This window comes from Peribacillus faecalis, assembly GCF_014712675.1.
GTDB lineage: Bacteria > Bacillota > Bacilli > Bacillales > DSM-1321 > Bacillus_AD > Bacillus_AD faecalis.
Map to the genome: position 1 here is coordinate 36104 of NZ_JACXSI010000001.1, position 16462 is coordinate 52565.

Sequence of the window (16462 nt, forward strand, 5' to 3'; positions counted from 1 at the left end):
AAATGCTATACTGTTTAAAGAAATACATTTAGTAAAGGAAGTTATATATGTCATTTGATGGACTTTTTACAAAAGCAATGTGCGAGGAGCTTACCTCTGCATTAAGCGGAGGACGGATTAATAAAATTCATCAGCCGTATCCGAATGAAATCATTTTAATTGTGCGCGCAAACGGCAAAAACCAAAAACTGCTGCTGTCTGCACATCCCAGTTACAGCCGTGCCCAATTAACAGAGGAGTCGTATGAAAATCCTCAGGAGCCGCCGATGTTTTGTATGCTGCTTCGCAAACATTTAGAAGGAGCCATCATCGAAAACATTACACAGCATGAGCTTGACCGCATGATTATTTTTGATATAAAAGGTCGTGACGAGCTCGGTGATTTAAGCTATAAAAAATTGATTGTAGAAATTATGGGCCGACACAGCAATATTGTCCTGGTGAACAAAGAGAACAATCTCATTCTCGACAGCATAAAGCATGTCTCTTACGCTGTGAATTCTCATCGAGCTATATTGCCGGGACAAACGTATAAATTCCCGCCGGCTCAACAGAAAATCAATCCTTTAACAGCATCCGATGAAGATGTTTTAAAGGCGCTTGATTTTAATGCTGGGACTTTGGATAAACAACTCGTGTCAGCATTTGCCGGCATATCACCGCTTTTAGCGAAGGAAATGCTATTCGAAAGCAAGCTGCCTACACAAGCGAACGTTCTTGCTGCTTTCAATAAATTGATGATGCCTTTTAAAAACAATCAGTATAATCCAGCAATTATGTTAAAGCAAAATAAAGAGATTTTTTATTGTATACCGCTCGCTTCTGCAGATGAAACAGTAAAAACATTCTCTTCATTAAGCGAAATGCTCGACCGTTTTTACTTCGGAAAAGCGGCACGCGACCGCATAAAGCAACAAGGACAGGACTTAGAACGGTTTATTACAAATGAGAGAGCGAAAAATGAGAAGAAAATTAAGAAACTGAAGGCAACTTTGACGGAAAGCGAAAAAGGTGATCAATTCAAATTGTACGGAGAATTATTGACAGCAAATATTTATCAGTTGCAGATCGGCATGAAAGAAATTGAAGTCATCAACTATTACGATGAAAATGGTACGATGATAACGATACCGCTTGATCCGCAAAAAACGCCCTCTCAAAACGCGCAAAAATACTTCACGAAATACCAAAAAGCAAAAAATGCTGTTGAATTTGTTACCGAGCAAATTCAGCTTGCTTCTGAGGAAGTCGCTTATTTTGAAGGCTTGCTGCAGCAGCTAGACTCTGCCGACCCTCGTGATATAGAAGAAATGCGCGAAGAACTGCAGGAAGGCGGCTATTTAAAACAGCGAAATAAAAAAGGATTCAAAAAATCGAAAGACAAAAAGCCGGTTTTAGATGAGTATGTCTCATCGGACGGCGACACAATCTATGTCGGAAAGAATAATAAACAGAATGAATATTTAACGAATAAATTCAGCCGCCGTGATGATATTTGGCTTCACACGAAAGATATACCAGGATCACACGTTGTCATCCGCAACAGCGAGCCATCAGAGCAAACGCTGCACGAAGCGGCAGTGCTGGCGGCATTCTACAGCAAAGCAAAAAATTCAAGCCGCGTACCGGTTGACTACACAATGATTCGTCATGTGAAAAAGCCAAGCGGTTCAAAACCCGGTTTTGTCATCTACGACAACCAAACAACTCTTTACGTCACGCCGGATGCTGACGAAGTATTGCGAATGAAAAAATAAAGAAAAAACCGGCACCGATCCTTTTTTAATTGATAATATCTTTTCTTCTAACAAAGCCCCCTATCTTCAAGGGCTTTGTTCAGACCGTTGAGAAAATCCTTTCTCAACGGTTTTTATTTTGCCCTCTTTGTTTGCGTGGAATATAAGTATACAAATCGGTAACTTATAACTGGTTCAAGCGGGTGGGACGAATTATTTTCAAAAGCGGCAGAAAAAAATTAAAAAGCGGCAGAATTGCCGAGAAGTTGGACGAATTATTCAGAGAAGTGGATGAATTAATCAGAAATTCGGAAGAATTCCTCGAAAAAGCGGATGAATTAAGCCTGTAAACAAATTGGACGAAGAGCCAGGACTACTGGTTTTGTGCTGAATTTAGGCATGAGAAGGAGGCTTTTATAAATTTACACTCAATAACATTCTACCTATTCGATATCGTTACCGCTATAATAGAAATAAATGCTATCGGATGGGGAGTGCTGAGATGGAGATTGCTCAAATATACGGAAACTTGCCGATTATAGAAACAGAACGACTGCTTTTGCGGAAAATTACCTTTGATGATGCCAATGATTTATTTGAATACACATCCGATCAAATGGTCAGTGAATTTGTTACATGGGATCACCACGAAACAATTCTCGATACAAAAGGCTTTATCCACTTTGTAAATCAGCAATACGCCCTAAAGAAAGTGGCTCCATGGGGTATTGAATACAAAGAGAATAATAAAATGATCGGCACAATAGACTTTGTTTCATGGCAGCCAAAGCATCATAATGCAGAAATAGGATATGCCGTTGCCCAACCTTATTGGGGTCAAGGCATTACGACAGAAGCGGCAAAAGCACTCATCAATTTCGGATTTACAAAAATGGATTTAGTGCGCATCCAAGCACGCTGCATGATTGGAAATATCGGTTCGCAAAGAGTAATGGAGAAATGCGGTATGACATTCGAAGGCATTATCCGCAAGGGGATTTTTGCTAAAGGAAAACATCACGATTTAAAGCTTTACTCGATATTGCGAGAGGAATTTGAATTACATACTCAAGGATAAAGAAAACTTATATTCTTTCTTATAGTTTAAAAAATACCTCCAGCAATGTTTTCTGCTGGAGGTATTCCTAAATGAAAAAGGAACGGTGACGGTTTTTCTCGATGTCTAACCTTACACCTGCCATTCTCGGTCCTAAGCTGCCTCCCCCGAGAAACCAAAGGCGGGTTTCCCGTGTGATTCATCTTAGTCCTCCCGCATAGCTCCTTTTTCATTGAAGAAAAATCAAGGAGTCAAATCAAAAATGAAAAAGGACCGGTGACGGTTTTTCTATTCCATCCACGATAAATCTTCTGGATTTTCGCGCCATTTTGTCAGCTTTTCAACATCTTCAGCTGTAATATAGCCTTGCTCTTTCGCTACTTCTACCAATGTAGAATAATTGCTCAATGAGTGGTTTGTAATCCCTTCTGCGTCAAGCTGCACTTTCCCTTTAGTCAATTCATAAGTGAAAATTGAAACGACACCAAGCACTTCACACCCTGCCTCGCGCAATGCCTGCACAGCTGTAATAACGCTTCCTCCTGTAGAAACTAAGTCTTCTACTACTACAACCTTTTGTCCTGGTGAAGCTATTCCTTCGATTTGGTTACCTTTACCGTGGCCTTTTGCTTTTGAGCGGATGTAGCACATCGGTAAATCCATTTCATCACTTACCCAAGCAGCATGAGGAATGCCCGCTGTCGCAGTACCTGCTATCAGCTCTACTTCCGGGTAATATTCGCGTATTAATTGAACTAAACCTTTCGCAATATCCTTGCGTACGGACGGATACGATAATGTTAGGCGATTATCGCAATAAATTGGAGATTTCATGCCTGAAGACCAAGTGAACGGATCATTTGGTTGTAAAAATACAGCTTTAATATCAAGTAATTGTTGTGCGATTTGTGCATTCATTAGTTTGTGCCCTCCCAAGCTTTTTTTACTAGTCTGTATGCCTCTACAGGTGAAGTTGCCTTAGTAATGGAACGTCCGACTACGATGCTGTTCGTTCCTAGCAATCTTGCTTTTTCCGGTGTAGCGATGCGTTTTTGATCGTGCGTATCATCATCTGCCATACGAATTCCCGGTGTGACTGTCAAGAAATCGTTGCCTAATTTTCCGTGGATTGCTTCCACTTCATGTGTCGAGCATACAACACCGTCTAAACCTGCTTCACTTGCTAATGTCGCGTATGATAAAACCGACTGTTCGAGTGTAAGAGGTATACGTTGATCATGCTGCATATCTTCTTCTGTTGTGCTTGTCAGCTGCGTGACCGCAATAATCGCTGGACGTTGTTTTCCTTCTTGCGTCCCCTCTTGCAACCCTGCAAGTGCCGCTTCCATCATCCATTTTCCTCCGGCTGCATGAACATTGACTAAATCCACATCGAGCTTTGCAAGCACCTTCATCGCTTGTTTAACTGTATTAGGGATGTCATGAAGCTTCAAGTCTAGAAAAATTTGATGACCGCGCTTCTTGATTTCTGTTATAATGCTTGGTCCCGCGCTATAAAACAGTTCCATTCCGACTTTAACAAACAGCTTCTCTTCCTGGAATTGATCCAAAAAAGCAGTCACTTCTTCTAAACTATTGAAATCTAAAGCGATAATTAACGCTTTCTCCATCACTTCCAGCTCCTTCCGATGCATTCATTAATATGTTCAAATCCAAGCTCATCCAATAAAGAAGGCAATCTATCAATTATATTTGGGCATACAAACGGATCGACAAAGTTTGCTGTGCCGACTGCTACTGCGCTCGCTCCCGCATAGAAAAATTCGATAACATCCTCAGCGTTAGTGATACCGCCCATACCGATAATCGGGATGTTAACTTGCTGGCTAACTTCGTGTATCATGCGGATAGCGACCGGTTTAATTGCAGGGCCAGAAAGACCACCTGTTTTATTAGCGATAACCGGCTTAGCCGTTTTCAAATCAAGACGCATACCTAGCAATGTATTAATCATCGTTAAACCGTCTGCTCCACCGTCTTCAACCGCTTTAGCCATTTCAACAATATTCGTTACGTTTGGTGATAACTTTACATACACAGGCACACTTGAAACAGCCTTCACTTTTTTCGTCAGACGTTTCGCCGTTTCAGGATCGGTTCCGAAAGCGATCCCTCCCTCTTTCACGTTCGGACAAGAAATGTTTAGCTCAAGTGCCGCTACATTCGGTGCTTTTGAGATTGTTTTCGCTACTTCTACATAGTCATCTTCTTGTGAGCCAGCGACGTTAGCAATAATCGGTAAATCAAATTGCTCAAGCCATTTCAATTCATTATTCATCACATGATCAAGACCTGGATTTTGTAGCCCAATCGCATTTAGCATACCGGCATGCGTTTCAGCTACTCTCGGTGTCGGATTGCCAAATCGTGGTTCTACAGTCGTTGCCTTAATCATGATCGAACCAAGTTTATTTAAATCGTAAAGCTGACTGAATTCCTTACCAAAGCCGAAACATCCTGATGCTGGCATAATCGGATTTTTTAGTGATAAGCCTGGAAGCTCAATATGTAATTTACTCATAGTACCACCTCACCTGATCGGAATACCGGTCCATCGCTGCACACTTTTTTATAACCTGTACCTTCTGTTGACGTTTTGCATACGCAAGCGAAACATGCTCCGATTCCGCAAGCCATTCTTTCTTCCAATGACAGAAACAGTTTTTTATCGCTATAGTTTTGTTCTAACGCTCTTAGCATCGGAGTCGGTCCGCATGAATACAAGACATTGAAATTGATATTTTTATCAGTGATCACATCAGTTACAAAACCTTTCGTGCCTAACGAACCGTCTACTGTTGCGATGTATGTTTCTCCAAGACTCGCGAATTTTTCTTCATAAAAAACTACATCTTTTGTCTGGAAGCCCAGCACATGAACAACCTTTACACCATTCGCTGTCAAACGCTGCGAAAGTTCGTATAATGGCGGAACTCCAATGCCGCCGCCAACTAAAAGTGCCGTTTTACCCGATGCCGCCTCTTCTACAGGAAAACCGTTACCAAGCGGTCCAAGCACATCGATTTGTTCTCCTGCTTTTTTCTCAGAAATCAGCTTTGTACCACGGCCTTCCGCTCGATAAATCATTGTGAACTGCTTTTCTTCCTGATTGATGTCACAAATGCTAATTGGTCTTCTTAAAAGCGGTTCAAAGCTGTTCGATGCTTTCAGATGTACAAATTGCCCCGGCTGTTTCATTTCTGAAACGAGCTCACCCTTAAGGGTAAGCTCGAAAATGGAATGTGCAATTTCTTGTTGTTTTACGACTGTCATCTTTTCGTTTTTAATCATACGATTGCACCTTCCTTGTTTAGTTGATTCATAGGTTCTGCTGAGAATGACATTGCTTCGAATACTCGTAAAATTGCTTCTGCTGTATCCAGTGAAGTTAAGCAAGCTACACCGTTCTCAACTGATTCACGACGGATTCTGAAGCCATCGCGCTCCGGCTGTTTGCCTTTCGTCAATGTGTTGATGACAAACTGTGCCTCGCCATTTCGAATGACATCAAGCAATGTCGGTTCTTGTGCGCCAATTTTGTTCACAACTCTAACCGGAATGCCCGCTTTTTGCAGCAAATCTGCTGTTCCACTTGTCGCAAGCAATTTGTAGCCGATACTGTTGAAGCGTCTTGCCAGTTGTAACGCCTCTTCTTTATCTTTATCGGCAATTGTCAGAAGCACTGTTCCGTGCTCTTGCATTTGAATACCTGAAGCAACAAGACCTTTATATAACGCTTTTTCAAGAGTCATATCTTTACCCATGACTTCACCAGTCGACTTCATTTCAGGCCCTAGTGTAATGTCAACACGGCGCAGCTTCGCGAATGAGAACACCGGCACTTTTACATATACGCCTGGCTGTTCTTTTACTAAACCAGTTGTATAGCCTTGGCTTTCCAAGCTTTGACCTAAAATTACTTTTGTTGCGACATTCGCCATCGGCACATTCGTAATTTTGCTTAAGAATGGTACTGTACGGCTTGAACGAGGGTTAACCTCAATGACATATAATTCACCGTTTGAGACTACATATTGAATGTTGACAAGACCGATTGTATTTAAACCTTTAGCCAATGCCACCGTATAGTCTACAATTTTCCGCTTGATATCTTCTGTAATATTTTGTGGCGGGTATACAGCGATACTGTCACCGCTATGGACACCGGCACGTTCGATATGCTCCATGATTCCCGGAATCACAACATCTTTGCCGTCGGAAATTGCATCGACTTCAATTTCTTTACCTGTTAAATAGCGATCGATCAATACCGGATGCTCTGGATTGATTTTCACGGCATTTTCCATATAATGAAGCAGTTCTTCCTGTTTGTAGACGATCTCCATCGCACGGCCGCCTAGTACATAAGATGGGCGCACAAGTACCGGATAACCGATATCGTCTGCAATTTTCACCGCTTGGTCAACAGATGTCGCTGTTTTCCCTTTAGGTTGAGGAATGCCAAGAGTCGTTAAAGCCTGCTCAAATTTATCACGATTTTCCGCTGTATCTAATGCTTCAAGTGATGTCCCTAAAATTTTCACGCCTCGCTCTACAAGCGCAGCTGCCAAGTTGATTGCTGTTTGTCCACCGAACTGTACGACAACCCCTTCCGGTTTCTCAAGATCAATGATATGCATAACATCTTCAATTGTCAGCGGCTCGAAGTATAACTTATCGCTGATGCTGAAGTCCGTCGATACTGTTTCAGGGTTATTATTAATAATGATTGCTTCATAGCCTGCTTCCTTTATCGCCCATACAGAGTGAACTGTCGCATAATCGAACTCTACCCCTTGACCAATACGAATCGGACCAGATCCTAACACGATAACGCTTTTGCGTTCAGTTACGATGCTCTCATTCTCTTCTTCATATGTTCCGTAGAAGTAAGGTGTTTCTGATTCAAACTCCGCGGCACATGTATCAACCATTTTATATACTGGTACGATTTGTTGTTCTTTTCTCCAGTTGTAAACTTCGATCTCTTTCGCGTTCCATAGCTTTGCTAATGTTTTATCAGAGAAACCATATTTCTTCGCTTTTTCTGCTACTTCCGGATTGAATGGGTTTTCAGCAATCTCTTTTTCCAGAACTACGATATTCTCGAATTTCTTCAGGAAGAATAAATCGATTTGGCTCCATTCATGAATCGTTTCAATCGTCACGCCGCGTCTTAATGCTTCGCCGATGTAGAATAAGCGCTCATCTCCAGCTTTTCGAATACGTTTTTCAATTAAAGCATCATCAATGCCGTTCATGTCATTCAAGCCTAAGTGATAAATGCCCGATTCTAGTGAGCGGACCGCTTTCAGCAATGACTCTTCCAATGAACGTCCGATTGCCATTACTTCGCCTGTTGCTTTCATTTGCGTACCCAAGTGACGGTTAGCAGATTCGAACTTGTCAAATGGCCATCTAGGAATCTTAGAAACGACATAATCAAGCGCTGGCTCGAAACTTGCATATGTTTTGCCCGTAACAGGGTTCATCATTTCATCCAGTGTCAGACCTACAGCGATTTTTGCAGCCAACTTCGCAATCGGGTATCCAGTCGCTTTAGATGCAAGTGCTGAAGAGCGGCTTACACGCGGGTTAACCTCGATGATGTAATAGTTGAAGCTGTGCGGATCAAGTGCCAGCTGTACGTTACAGCCGCCCTCGATTTTCAGAGCGCGAATGATTTTCAATGATGAATTACGCAATAACTGATACTCACGATCGCTTAACGTTTGGCTTGGCGCTACTACGATAGAATCACCCGTATGTACGCCGACTGGGTCGATGTTTTCCATGTTACATACAACAATCGCACTGTCGTTCCTGTCACGCATTACTTCATATTCGATTTCTTTGAAACCGGCGATGCTTTTCTCAATTAAGCATTGTGTTACCGGACTGTGTTTAAGACCGCTTGATACGATTTCAATTAATTCTTCTTCATTAGAGCAAATGCCGCCGCCTGTACCACCAAGGGTGAATGCCGGACGAACGATAATCGGATAACCGACGCGCTCAACAAACTTGTAAGCTTCTTCAAGTGTATGAATAATGTCACTGTCTGGTACCGGCTCGCCTAATTCATTCATTAAACTTCTGAACAAATCACGGTCTTCTGCTTGCTGGATCGCTGAAAGCTTCGTTCCTAAAATTTCCACTCCGCATTCTTCAAGAACTCCTGCTTCTGATAATTCAACTGCCAAGTTCAAGCCCGTCTGTCCGCCTAAAGTCGGCAGAAGCGCATCTGGACGCTCTTTGCGGATAATTTTGCTTACGAATTCTAATGTTAAAGGCTCAATGTACACTGCATCGGCAATTTCTGTATCTGTCATGATTGTTGCCGGGTTGGAGTTGATTAAAATAACACGGTAGCCCTCTTCTTTCAGAGCGATACAAGCTTGCGTGCCCGCATAGTCGAACTCCGCTGCTTGCCCGATAATGATAGGACCTGATCCGATTACTAAAATACTTTTTATGTCTGTACGTTTTGGCATTATTTTACTCCCTCCACTTTCGCTGCATCAATCATGTTCATAAATTGGTCAAACAAACCGTTCGCATCTTCCGGTCCGGGTGAAGCTTCCGGATGGTATTGTACTGTGAATGCCGGATATTGGTTATGTTTCAAGCCTTCTACTGTTCCGTCATTTAAAGCGACGTGTGTTACTTCAAGCGCTGTAGCAGCAATTGAATCTTCTTCTACTGTGTAACCGTGATTTTGCGATGTAATCGCGATTTTGCCTGTTGCCAGCTCTTTTACCGGATGGTTAGAGCCGCGGTGACCGAATTTCAATGGTTCTGTGTTTGCCCCGTTTGCAAGAGCGAAAAGCTGGTGTCCTAAGCAAATTCCGAATAACGGAACTTTCCCTTGTACGCCTTGGATCATTTCAATTGCTTCCGGTACATCTTTCGGGTCCCCAGGTCCATTTGACAACATAATGCCGTCCGGTCTAAGTTTTAATACTTCTTCTGCTGTTACATTGTAAGGAACGACTACAACATCGCAATCACGCTTGTTCAGTTCACGAAGAATGCCGTGCTTCATACCGAAATCAACCAGCACAACTCGAGACCCTCTGCCCGGACTTGGATATGCGCTTTTCGTCGAAACTTGCTTCACTTGGTCTGTCGGAAGCTGCTTCGTGCGCAGCTCTTTAATCACTTCATCAGGGTTGCTGTCGATACTCACTAGCGCGCCTTTCAACGTTCCGTGCTGACGGATAATTCTTGTCAATTTTCTAGTATCAATTCCCGAAATACCAGGGATGTTATTTTGTTTGAAGTACTCATCTAATGAAAGCTCGCTGCGCCAGTTTGATGGCAGATCCGCTACTTCCTTCACGACAAATCCTGAAATTGCTGGAATAATCGTTTCAAAATCATCTCGATTAATGCCGTAATTGCCGATTAGCGGATATGTAAGGGTAACAATTTGGTTGCAGTAAGACGGGTCGCTTATTATTTCTTGATAACCTGTCATTCCTGTGTTGAATACCACTTCTCCCATACGTTCTGTATCTGCACCAAACGCTTCCCCGATAAAAACTGTACCATCTTCTAAAATTAGCTGTCTTTTCATGCTTTCACAGTCTCCTTTTGAAATACTACCTTGCCATCAACCATTGTCAGTACTGGCCAGCCTTTGCAATTCCAGCCTGCAAACGGTGTGTTTTTCCCTTTTGAAGCAAATTCATTTACATCAATCTCTTTTTCTTCATTTAAATCAATCAATACGATATCAGCAGGTTTGCCTTCTTCAATTCGGCCGTATGGCAACTTAAACGCATCGCTCGGTTTCGAAGTTAAAAAGTTTAATAGCTGTTCTAGCGTAATGATGCCTTTTTCAACAAAGTGCGTATACAATAGCGGGAATGCTGTTTCTAAGCCAACGATTCCAAATGGAGCCAACTGCATGCTTTCCGCTTTTTCTTCTGCTGTATGCGGCGCGTGATCTGTCGCGATAAAATCGATTGTGCCATCAAGCAATCCGGTGATTAATGCTTCACGGTCTTTTTTACCGCGTAAAGGCGGGTTCATCTTATAATTCGTATCCAATCCCGGAATATCGTCTTCGCACAGTAATAAGTGGTGCGGCGATACTTCCGCTGTTACTTTCAATCCTGCCCGTTTCGCATCGCGGACAACTCGGACAGAACCTTCTGTGCTAATATGGCAGACGTGGTAATGACAATCTGCTGCTTCAGCAAGCAAAATGTCACGGGCGATATGTACAGATTCACATACAGAAGGAATACCGTTTAAACCATGCTTCTGAGAAAACTCCCCTTCATGTACACAACCTTTATTAATTAATGTATTTTCCTCACAGTGCGCTACAATTGCAGCATCGACTTTCGCAGCTTGCTTCATCGCTTCAAGCATCATAGCAGCCGACTGCACACCAACTCCATCATCAGTGAAAGCGAAGGCTCCAGCTTGTTTTAACTCTTCGAAGTTTGTCAGCTCCTGGCCAGCTTCGCGAATTGTAATTGATCCGTATGGAAGCACACGGACAACCCCTGTCTCTTCTATACGTTTCATCAATGCTTCAACAGTTTCTTTTGTATCGGGAACCGGACGAGTATTCGGCATCGCTGCGATTGTTGTGAATCCTCCTCTTGCCGCTGCTTTTGTGCCCGTTTCGATTGTTTCTTTCTTTTCTCCACCAGGTTCGCGAAGATGGACATGCATATCAACGAATCCCGGTGAAACAACTAATCCTTTCGCATCGATTACTTCATACCCTTCATCGTTTATAGTTGCGGCAATTTCTATAACTTTGCCATTCTCGATTTTCACATCTGCAGTTTGTAAAACTCCCTCTTTATTAAACAATTGACCATTTTTTATGATAAGCGCCATTTGCGTTGCCTCCCTTTAATTGTTGTGCTTCCAATGCTCTTTTTAAAACTGCCATGCGAACATACACACCATTTTCCATTTGCTTAAAAATTCTTGAACGTTCGCATTCTATTAAGTCTTCATCAATCTCTACATTTCTATTTACAGGTGCAGGATGCATGATAATGCTTCCTTTTTTCATGTTTCTTTCTCTTTCTTTCGTTAAGCCGTAGTTCGCTAAATATTCTTCTTTGCTCATTACCGTCTTACCGTCATGACGTTCGTGTTGTATGCGAAGCAGCATAACTACATCCGCATTGTTCACTACTCGATCAAGTTCTTCAAACTCTGCCCCTTCAATTGTTTCATCAAACCATTCTTCAGGACCTGAGAAAACGACATGTGCTCCTAGTCTTGTTAGTGCATCCGCATTTGAACGTGCTACACGACTGTGTCTGATATCTCCGACTATTGCGACTTTTAACCCTTCAAAGCTTCCAAACTCCTGATAGATTGTCAGCAAATCGAGCAAGCATTGTGTCGGATGATGACCACATCCGTCCCCGCCATTAATGATTGGGATATTCACTTTTCCGACAAGCTCATTAAAGTACTCATCTTCCGAATGTCGGATTACTACTGCTCCTACTCCGATTGACTCTAACGTTTTAACTGTGTCGTATAAGGTTTCTCCTTTTTGTACGCTTGATGTTGATGCTTCAAAAGGAATCACATCCAAACCTAGTTTGCGTTCCGCTACTTCAAAGCTGCTTTTTGTTCTCGTACTATTCTCAAAAAAGAGATTACAGGCAAATATCTGATTATTCGGCTTCCACGTTTGTCCATTCGCAAAGCTAATCGCATCATTTAAGATTCCATAAATTTCGTTCACCGTTAACTCTTTCGTTGTCAATAAATGATTCATAATCGCTTGCTCCCTTCACTAATTAAAGTTCGTTAAAGACACTCTTTATATAAAAAACACCCTAAACGATTTTGTTTAGGGTGTTTTTGCGCAAGTAAGCAGATGCAGGTAATCTGATTCCTCCTGCCTGTGAGCATACGGAACCTGACAGCTATATCTCCTTATTGCAACACCCTTGATAGCCTCTCTGGACTATTTTTAAAAGGTGATTATGAATTTACATTTTCATCCAATAATTCTTTTCCTTCTTCTTTACCCGGAAGGATTAAGTTTAAAACGATACCGACAATTGCTGCCAGCGCCATGCCGGATAGTGAGAAGTCTTTTCCGATTTGTACAAATGCGCCGCCGATTCCGATGATCAGAATGACTGAAGAGATAATCAGATTTCTGTTAACTCCAAGGTCAATTTTGTTGTCAATCAGCATTCTTAAACCACTTGAAGCGATAATACCGAACAGCAGGATTGAGATACCGCCCATAACCGCTTGCGGTATTGAGCTGATTAATGCTGAAACTTTTCCGATGAAACCGAACGAGATTGCAATTACTGCAGCTCCTCCGATGATATAAACACTATATGCACGAGTGATGGCCATTACGCCAATATTTTCTCCATATGATGTTAATGGCGGTCCACCGATGAAAGAACCGATGATGATTCCGGCACCGTCACCTAAAATTGAGCGGTGGAGACCTGGCTTTTCGATAAAGTTTCTGCCGACTACTTTACCAAGTACTAATTGATGTCCTATATGCTCTGCCAAAGTTACTATTGCTACCGGTACCATTACGATGGCAATTTTCCAAGATAACACCGGGTCATAATTCACAAATGGAATTTGGAATTCCGGCAAAGCAAACCAAGCTGCTTCTTTAACGCCGCTGAAATCAACAATTCCTACAAATAGCGCTAATACATAACCTGATACAATCCCGATCAGAATCGGAATAATTTTCAAAAATCCTTTTGCAAAGATTGAGCAAATGATTGTTACTGCTAATGTGAATAATGCTACTCCAAAGTGCTTAAGACTATATACAAGCTCTCCCGCAGGTGCACCATAGTTACTGTACATTGCCATATCGACTGCTGTTCCTGCTAAACCTAATCCGATAACGATGATTACAGGTCCTACTACTACCGGTGGAAGAAGCGTCATCAGCCATTTTACTCCGACTTTCTTAATGATTAGCGCTACAACTCCGTATACAAGACCTGCCAAGAAGCAGCCGAACATGACAGCTTCCGGTCCGCCCAATGTCTTAGCTATAATAATCGGCGAAATGAAGGCAAATGATGATCCTAAATATGCGGGAATTTGTCCTTTTGTAATCAATAAGTATGCCAATGTTCCTAAACCGCTTGATACTAATGCAACCGCAGGACTTAAACCTACTAAGAATGGAACTAATACTGTCGCACCAAACATCGCGAACACGTGCTGCAAACTCAATGTCAGCCATTGCGACGGTTTCGGCTTCTCTTCTACGTCTAAAACTACATTTCTTTTTTCTTGTTCCATGATGTTCTCCTCCATCCTTCTGAAAAACCCTCGAATTAATCGAGGGCACTAAGGGGCAGGACATACTTTTCTCGTTGTATGTTTAATCCATGCTTCCCCTTGTAAGCCTCTCGGGACTCACTTAAAAAGGTAAATTATTATTCAAAAATACTTACTTTATCTTGTTGGTCTACTTCAGTTAAATGGACTGTTATTTTTTCATTTAAAGATGTCGGTACATTTTTCCCGACATAATCAGCCCGAATCGGTAACTCACGATGACCGCGGTCTACTAAAACTGCCAGTTGAATCTGTGATGGTCTGCCGATATCAATTAAAGCATCCATTGCCGCTCGCACTGTACGCCCTGTATACAGGACATCATCAACGACAATTACTTTCTTGTTGTTAATATCTACCGGTATATCCGAACCTTTTACAAAAGGCTCTCCATCTGCACTTTTCGTAGTTAAATCATCACGATAAAGTGTAATGTCCAGTTCACCGACTTCGATTGATTTCCCTTCGATATGCTGAATGCGCTCAGCTAACCGATTGGCGATGAAAATCCCTCTTGTTTTAATTCCAACTAACACACAATTATCGATTCCTTTATTTCTCTCGATAATTTCGTGCGCTATTCTTGTTAGCGCTCGGCGAATCGCTTGCTCATCTAGCACTATCGCTTTTTCATTCATATTAACACCTCTCAAACTTAATAGAACAAAAAAATCCTCTCGCCCGGTGCGAGAGGATACAAGAAAATATACACGAATCCTGCAAATATACATGAATCGCTTTTATCCGTTTCCTTGTCAGCCTCACGGGACTGTTTTTAAAGGTTCATATTCAACTGACTTTAGTTTACATGCCTAAAAGTTATTTGTCAATAACTTTATTTACGTAATTTTTCAATTAATTCCGCGAAATACTCAGGTAACGGCGCATTAAACTCCATATATTCCTTCGTGCGCGGATGTACGAACCCTAACACGCCCGCATGCAGTGCTTGTCCGCCAATATCCAACGTCTTTTTCGGCCCGTATTTCGGATCGCCAGCTAATGGATAGCCAATATATTTCATATGAACACGGATTTGGTGTGTGCGTCCCGTTTCAAGCTGACATTCAACAAGTGTAAAGTCATTGAATCTTTCCAGCACTTCAAAATGCGTGACTGCATTTTTACCGTCCGGTGTAACTGCTTGGCTTTGTCGATCCTTTTTATCGCGACCGATTGGCGCATCAATTGTTCCATGGCTATGTTGGATAACCCCATGAACGATGGCAGTATATTTTCTTGTAACCGACTTTTCAACAAGTTGATCAACAAGACTTTCGTGCGCCATATCATTTTTCGCCACCATTAACAGACCAGAAGTATCTTTATCGATACGGTGAACAATACCTGGGCGCATAACGCCGTTAATGCCGGATAAATCTTTGCAATGCGCCATCAGACCGTTAACAAGAGTACCGCTTGTATGTCCAGGGGCCGGGTGAACAACCATTCCTTTAGGCTTATTGACCACAAGAACGTCTTCATCTTCGTAATAAATATCAAGATTCATTTCTTCCGCTTCAATGTTCAGTTCTACAGGCTCAGGGATGCTTACAGCTACTTCATCGCCTTCCTGACATTTATAATTCGTTTTGACAGGCTGATCATTAACTTTCACGTGATCTTCCTTAATTAATTGCTGCACTTGCGTACGGGACATTTCTTCATTTACAGTCGAAATGAACTTGTCAATCCGTACTCCTTTGTTTGCTTCATCAACGTTGTAAACAACTACATTCATTCTTTTTTCTCCTTCAAAAGTTTTTCCTCAAATAACATGAAAATAATTAACAATACGACCCCGACAGTTAAAGCCGAATCCGCAACATTAAAAATCGGAAAATTATATCCGAAAATATATGTATGCACAAAATCCACGACTTCTTGATGCCGAACGCGATCGATAAAATTGCCGATTGCTCCGCCCAACATCAATGCAAGAGATACACCCAGCATCACATGCTGTTTTGCCATTTTCTGAATATAAATAACTAATCCGACGATTACAACAACCGTCACTAAATAGAAGAACCACATTTGCCCCGCCAAAATCCCCCAAGCAGCGCCAGGATTGCGGTGAGACGTGATATATAGAAAATTATTAATGACTTCAATACTTTCCCCAATTTCCATATTATCAACAACAAGCTTCTTAGTCAGTTGATCCACAGCGATAATAACAAGTGCAATTATATAATAAACAATGTTTTTCACGGTAATCCCCCAAGCTTCTATATATATTCTATTCTTTAGCATTTTAGCACATCGGCCGGCAAACAAAAAGCGCGCTGACTAATAAAATCAGCCAGCACGCCTA

General features: G+C 41.9%; 15 protein-coding genes. 3 read left to right on the top strand and 12 right to left on the bottom strand.

Going from position 1 to position 16462, the window contains the following annotated elements; genetic code table 11:
* The first annotated feature begins 47 nt into the window (after window positions 1-47).
* The 3 genes from IEO70_RS00160 (at window position 48) to IEO70_RS00170 (ending at window position 2814) form a co-directional block, all read left to right on the top strand.
* Window positions 48-1757 carry an Rqc2 family fibronectin-binding protein gene (locus IEO70_RS00160; protein ID WP_190996336.1) on the top strand — a complete coding sequence of 570 codons (1710 nt, stop codon included), beginning with the start codon at window positions 48-50 and terminating at the stop codon, window positions 1755-1757.
* 182 nt (window positions 1758-1939) lie between these two features.
* Entirely contained in the window at window positions 1940-2086 is a 147-nt protein-coding gene (locus tag IEO70_RS00165; RefSeq protein ID WP_190996337.1) for a hypothetical protein, read from the top strand.
* Window positions 2087-2238: 152 nt separating this feature from the next.
* Window positions 2239-2814 carry a GNAT family N-acetyltransferase gene (locus IEO70_RS00170; protein ID WP_190996338.1) on the top strand — a complete coding sequence of 192 codons (576 nt, stop codon included), beginning with the start codon at window positions 2239-2241 and terminating at the stop codon, window positions 2812-2814.
* A 267-nt stretch (window positions 2815-3081) separates the two neighbouring features.
* Here IEO70_RS00170 and pyrE read toward each other — a convergent pair whose 3' ends face one another.
* From pyrE to lspA, 12 genes are all read right to left on the bottom strand, one after another.
* Window positions 3082-3711, bottom strand: coding sequence for an orotate phosphoribosyltransferase (gene pyrE / locus IEO70_RS00175; protein WP_190996339.1), 630 nt, complete (start codon window positions 3709-3711; stop codon window positions 3082-3084).
* Window positions 3711-4424, bottom strand: a complete 714-nt coding sequence (gene pyrF, locus IEO70_RS00180; RefSeq protein ID WP_190996340.1) for an orotidine-5'-phosphate decarboxylase — start codon at window positions 4422-4424, stop codon at window positions 3711-3713. Before pyrF ends, pyrE begins: the two co-directional genes overlap by 1 nt.
* Window positions 4424-5335 (bottom strand): dihydroorotate dehydrogenase, encoded by a 912-nt coding sequence (locus IEO70_RS00185; RefSeq protein WP_190996341.1) that lies wholly within the window; start codon window positions 5333-5335, stop codon window positions 4424-4426. Before IEO70_RS00185 ends, pyrF begins: the two co-directional genes overlap by 1 nt.
* Complete coding sequence (locus IEO70_RS00190) at window positions 5332-6105, bottom strand: dihydroorotate dehydrogenase electron transfer subunit (protein WP_190996342.1); 774 nt, start codon at window positions 6103-6105, stop codon at window positions 5332-5334. The genes IEO70_RS00185 and IEO70_RS00190 overlap by 4 nt, the downstream gene beginning before the upstream one ends.
* Window positions 6102-9308, bottom strand: a complete 3207-nt coding sequence (gene carB / locus IEO70_RS00195) for a carbamoyl-phosphate synthase large subunit (RefSeq protein WP_190996343.1) — start codon at window positions 9306-9308, stop codon at window positions 6102-6104. The genes IEO70_RS00190 and carB overlap by 4 nt, the downstream gene beginning before the upstream one ends.
* Window positions 9308-10393: a carbamoyl phosphate synthase small subunit gene (locus IEO70_RS00200; RefSeq protein WP_190996344.1), complete on the bottom strand. Its 1086-nt coding sequence runs from the start codon at window positions 10391-10393 to the stop codon at window positions 9308-9310. The genes carB and IEO70_RS00200 overlap by 1 nt, the downstream gene beginning before the upstream one ends.
* The gene (locus IEO70_RS00205) at window positions 10390-11676 is read right to left on the bottom strand and encodes a dihydroorotase (protein ID WP_190996345.1); all 1287 of its coding nucleotides are present in this window, start codon (window positions 11674-11676) and stop codon (window positions 10390-10392) included. The genes IEO70_RS00200 and IEO70_RS00205 overlap by 4 nt, the downstream gene beginning before the upstream one ends.
* Window positions 11642-12580: an aspartate carbamoyltransferase catalytic subunit gene (locus tag IEO70_RS00210; protein ID WP_190996346.1), complete on the bottom strand. Its 939-nt coding sequence runs from the start codon at window positions 12578-12580 to the stop codon at window positions 11642-11644. The genes IEO70_RS00205 and IEO70_RS00210 overlap by 35 nt, the downstream gene beginning before the upstream one ends.
* Window positions 12581-12789: 209 nt before the next feature.
* Window positions 12790-14121 carry a solute carrier family 23 protein gene (locus tag IEO70_RS00215; RefSeq protein ID WP_407948121.1) on the bottom strand — a complete coding sequence of 444 codons (1332 nt, stop codon included), beginning with the start codon at window positions 14119-14121 and terminating at the stop codon, window positions 12790-12792.
* 122 nt (window positions 14122-14243) lie between these two features.
* The gene (gene pyrR, locus IEO70_RS00220) at window positions 14244-14783 is read right to left on the bottom strand and encodes a bifunctional pyr operon transcriptional regulator/uracil phosphoribosyltransferase PyrR (protein ID WP_190996348.1); all 540 of its coding nucleotides are present in this window, start codon (window positions 14781-14783) and stop codon (window positions 14244-14246) included.
* Between the two features lie 197 nt (window positions 14784-14980).
* Window positions 14981-15886 carry an RluA family pseudouridine synthase gene (locus IEO70_RS00225; protein WP_190996349.1) on the bottom strand — a complete coding sequence of 302 codons (906 nt, stop codon included), beginning with the start codon at window positions 15884-15886 and terminating at the stop codon, window positions 14981-14983.
* Window positions 15883-16350: a signal peptidase II gene (gene lspA / locus IEO70_RS00230; protein WP_190996535.1), complete on the bottom strand. Its 468-nt coding sequence runs from the start codon at window positions 16348-16350 to the stop codon at window positions 15883-15885. Before lspA ends, IEO70_RS00225 begins: the two co-directional genes overlap by 4 nt.
* Window positions 16351-16462 lie beyond the last annotated feature (112 nt).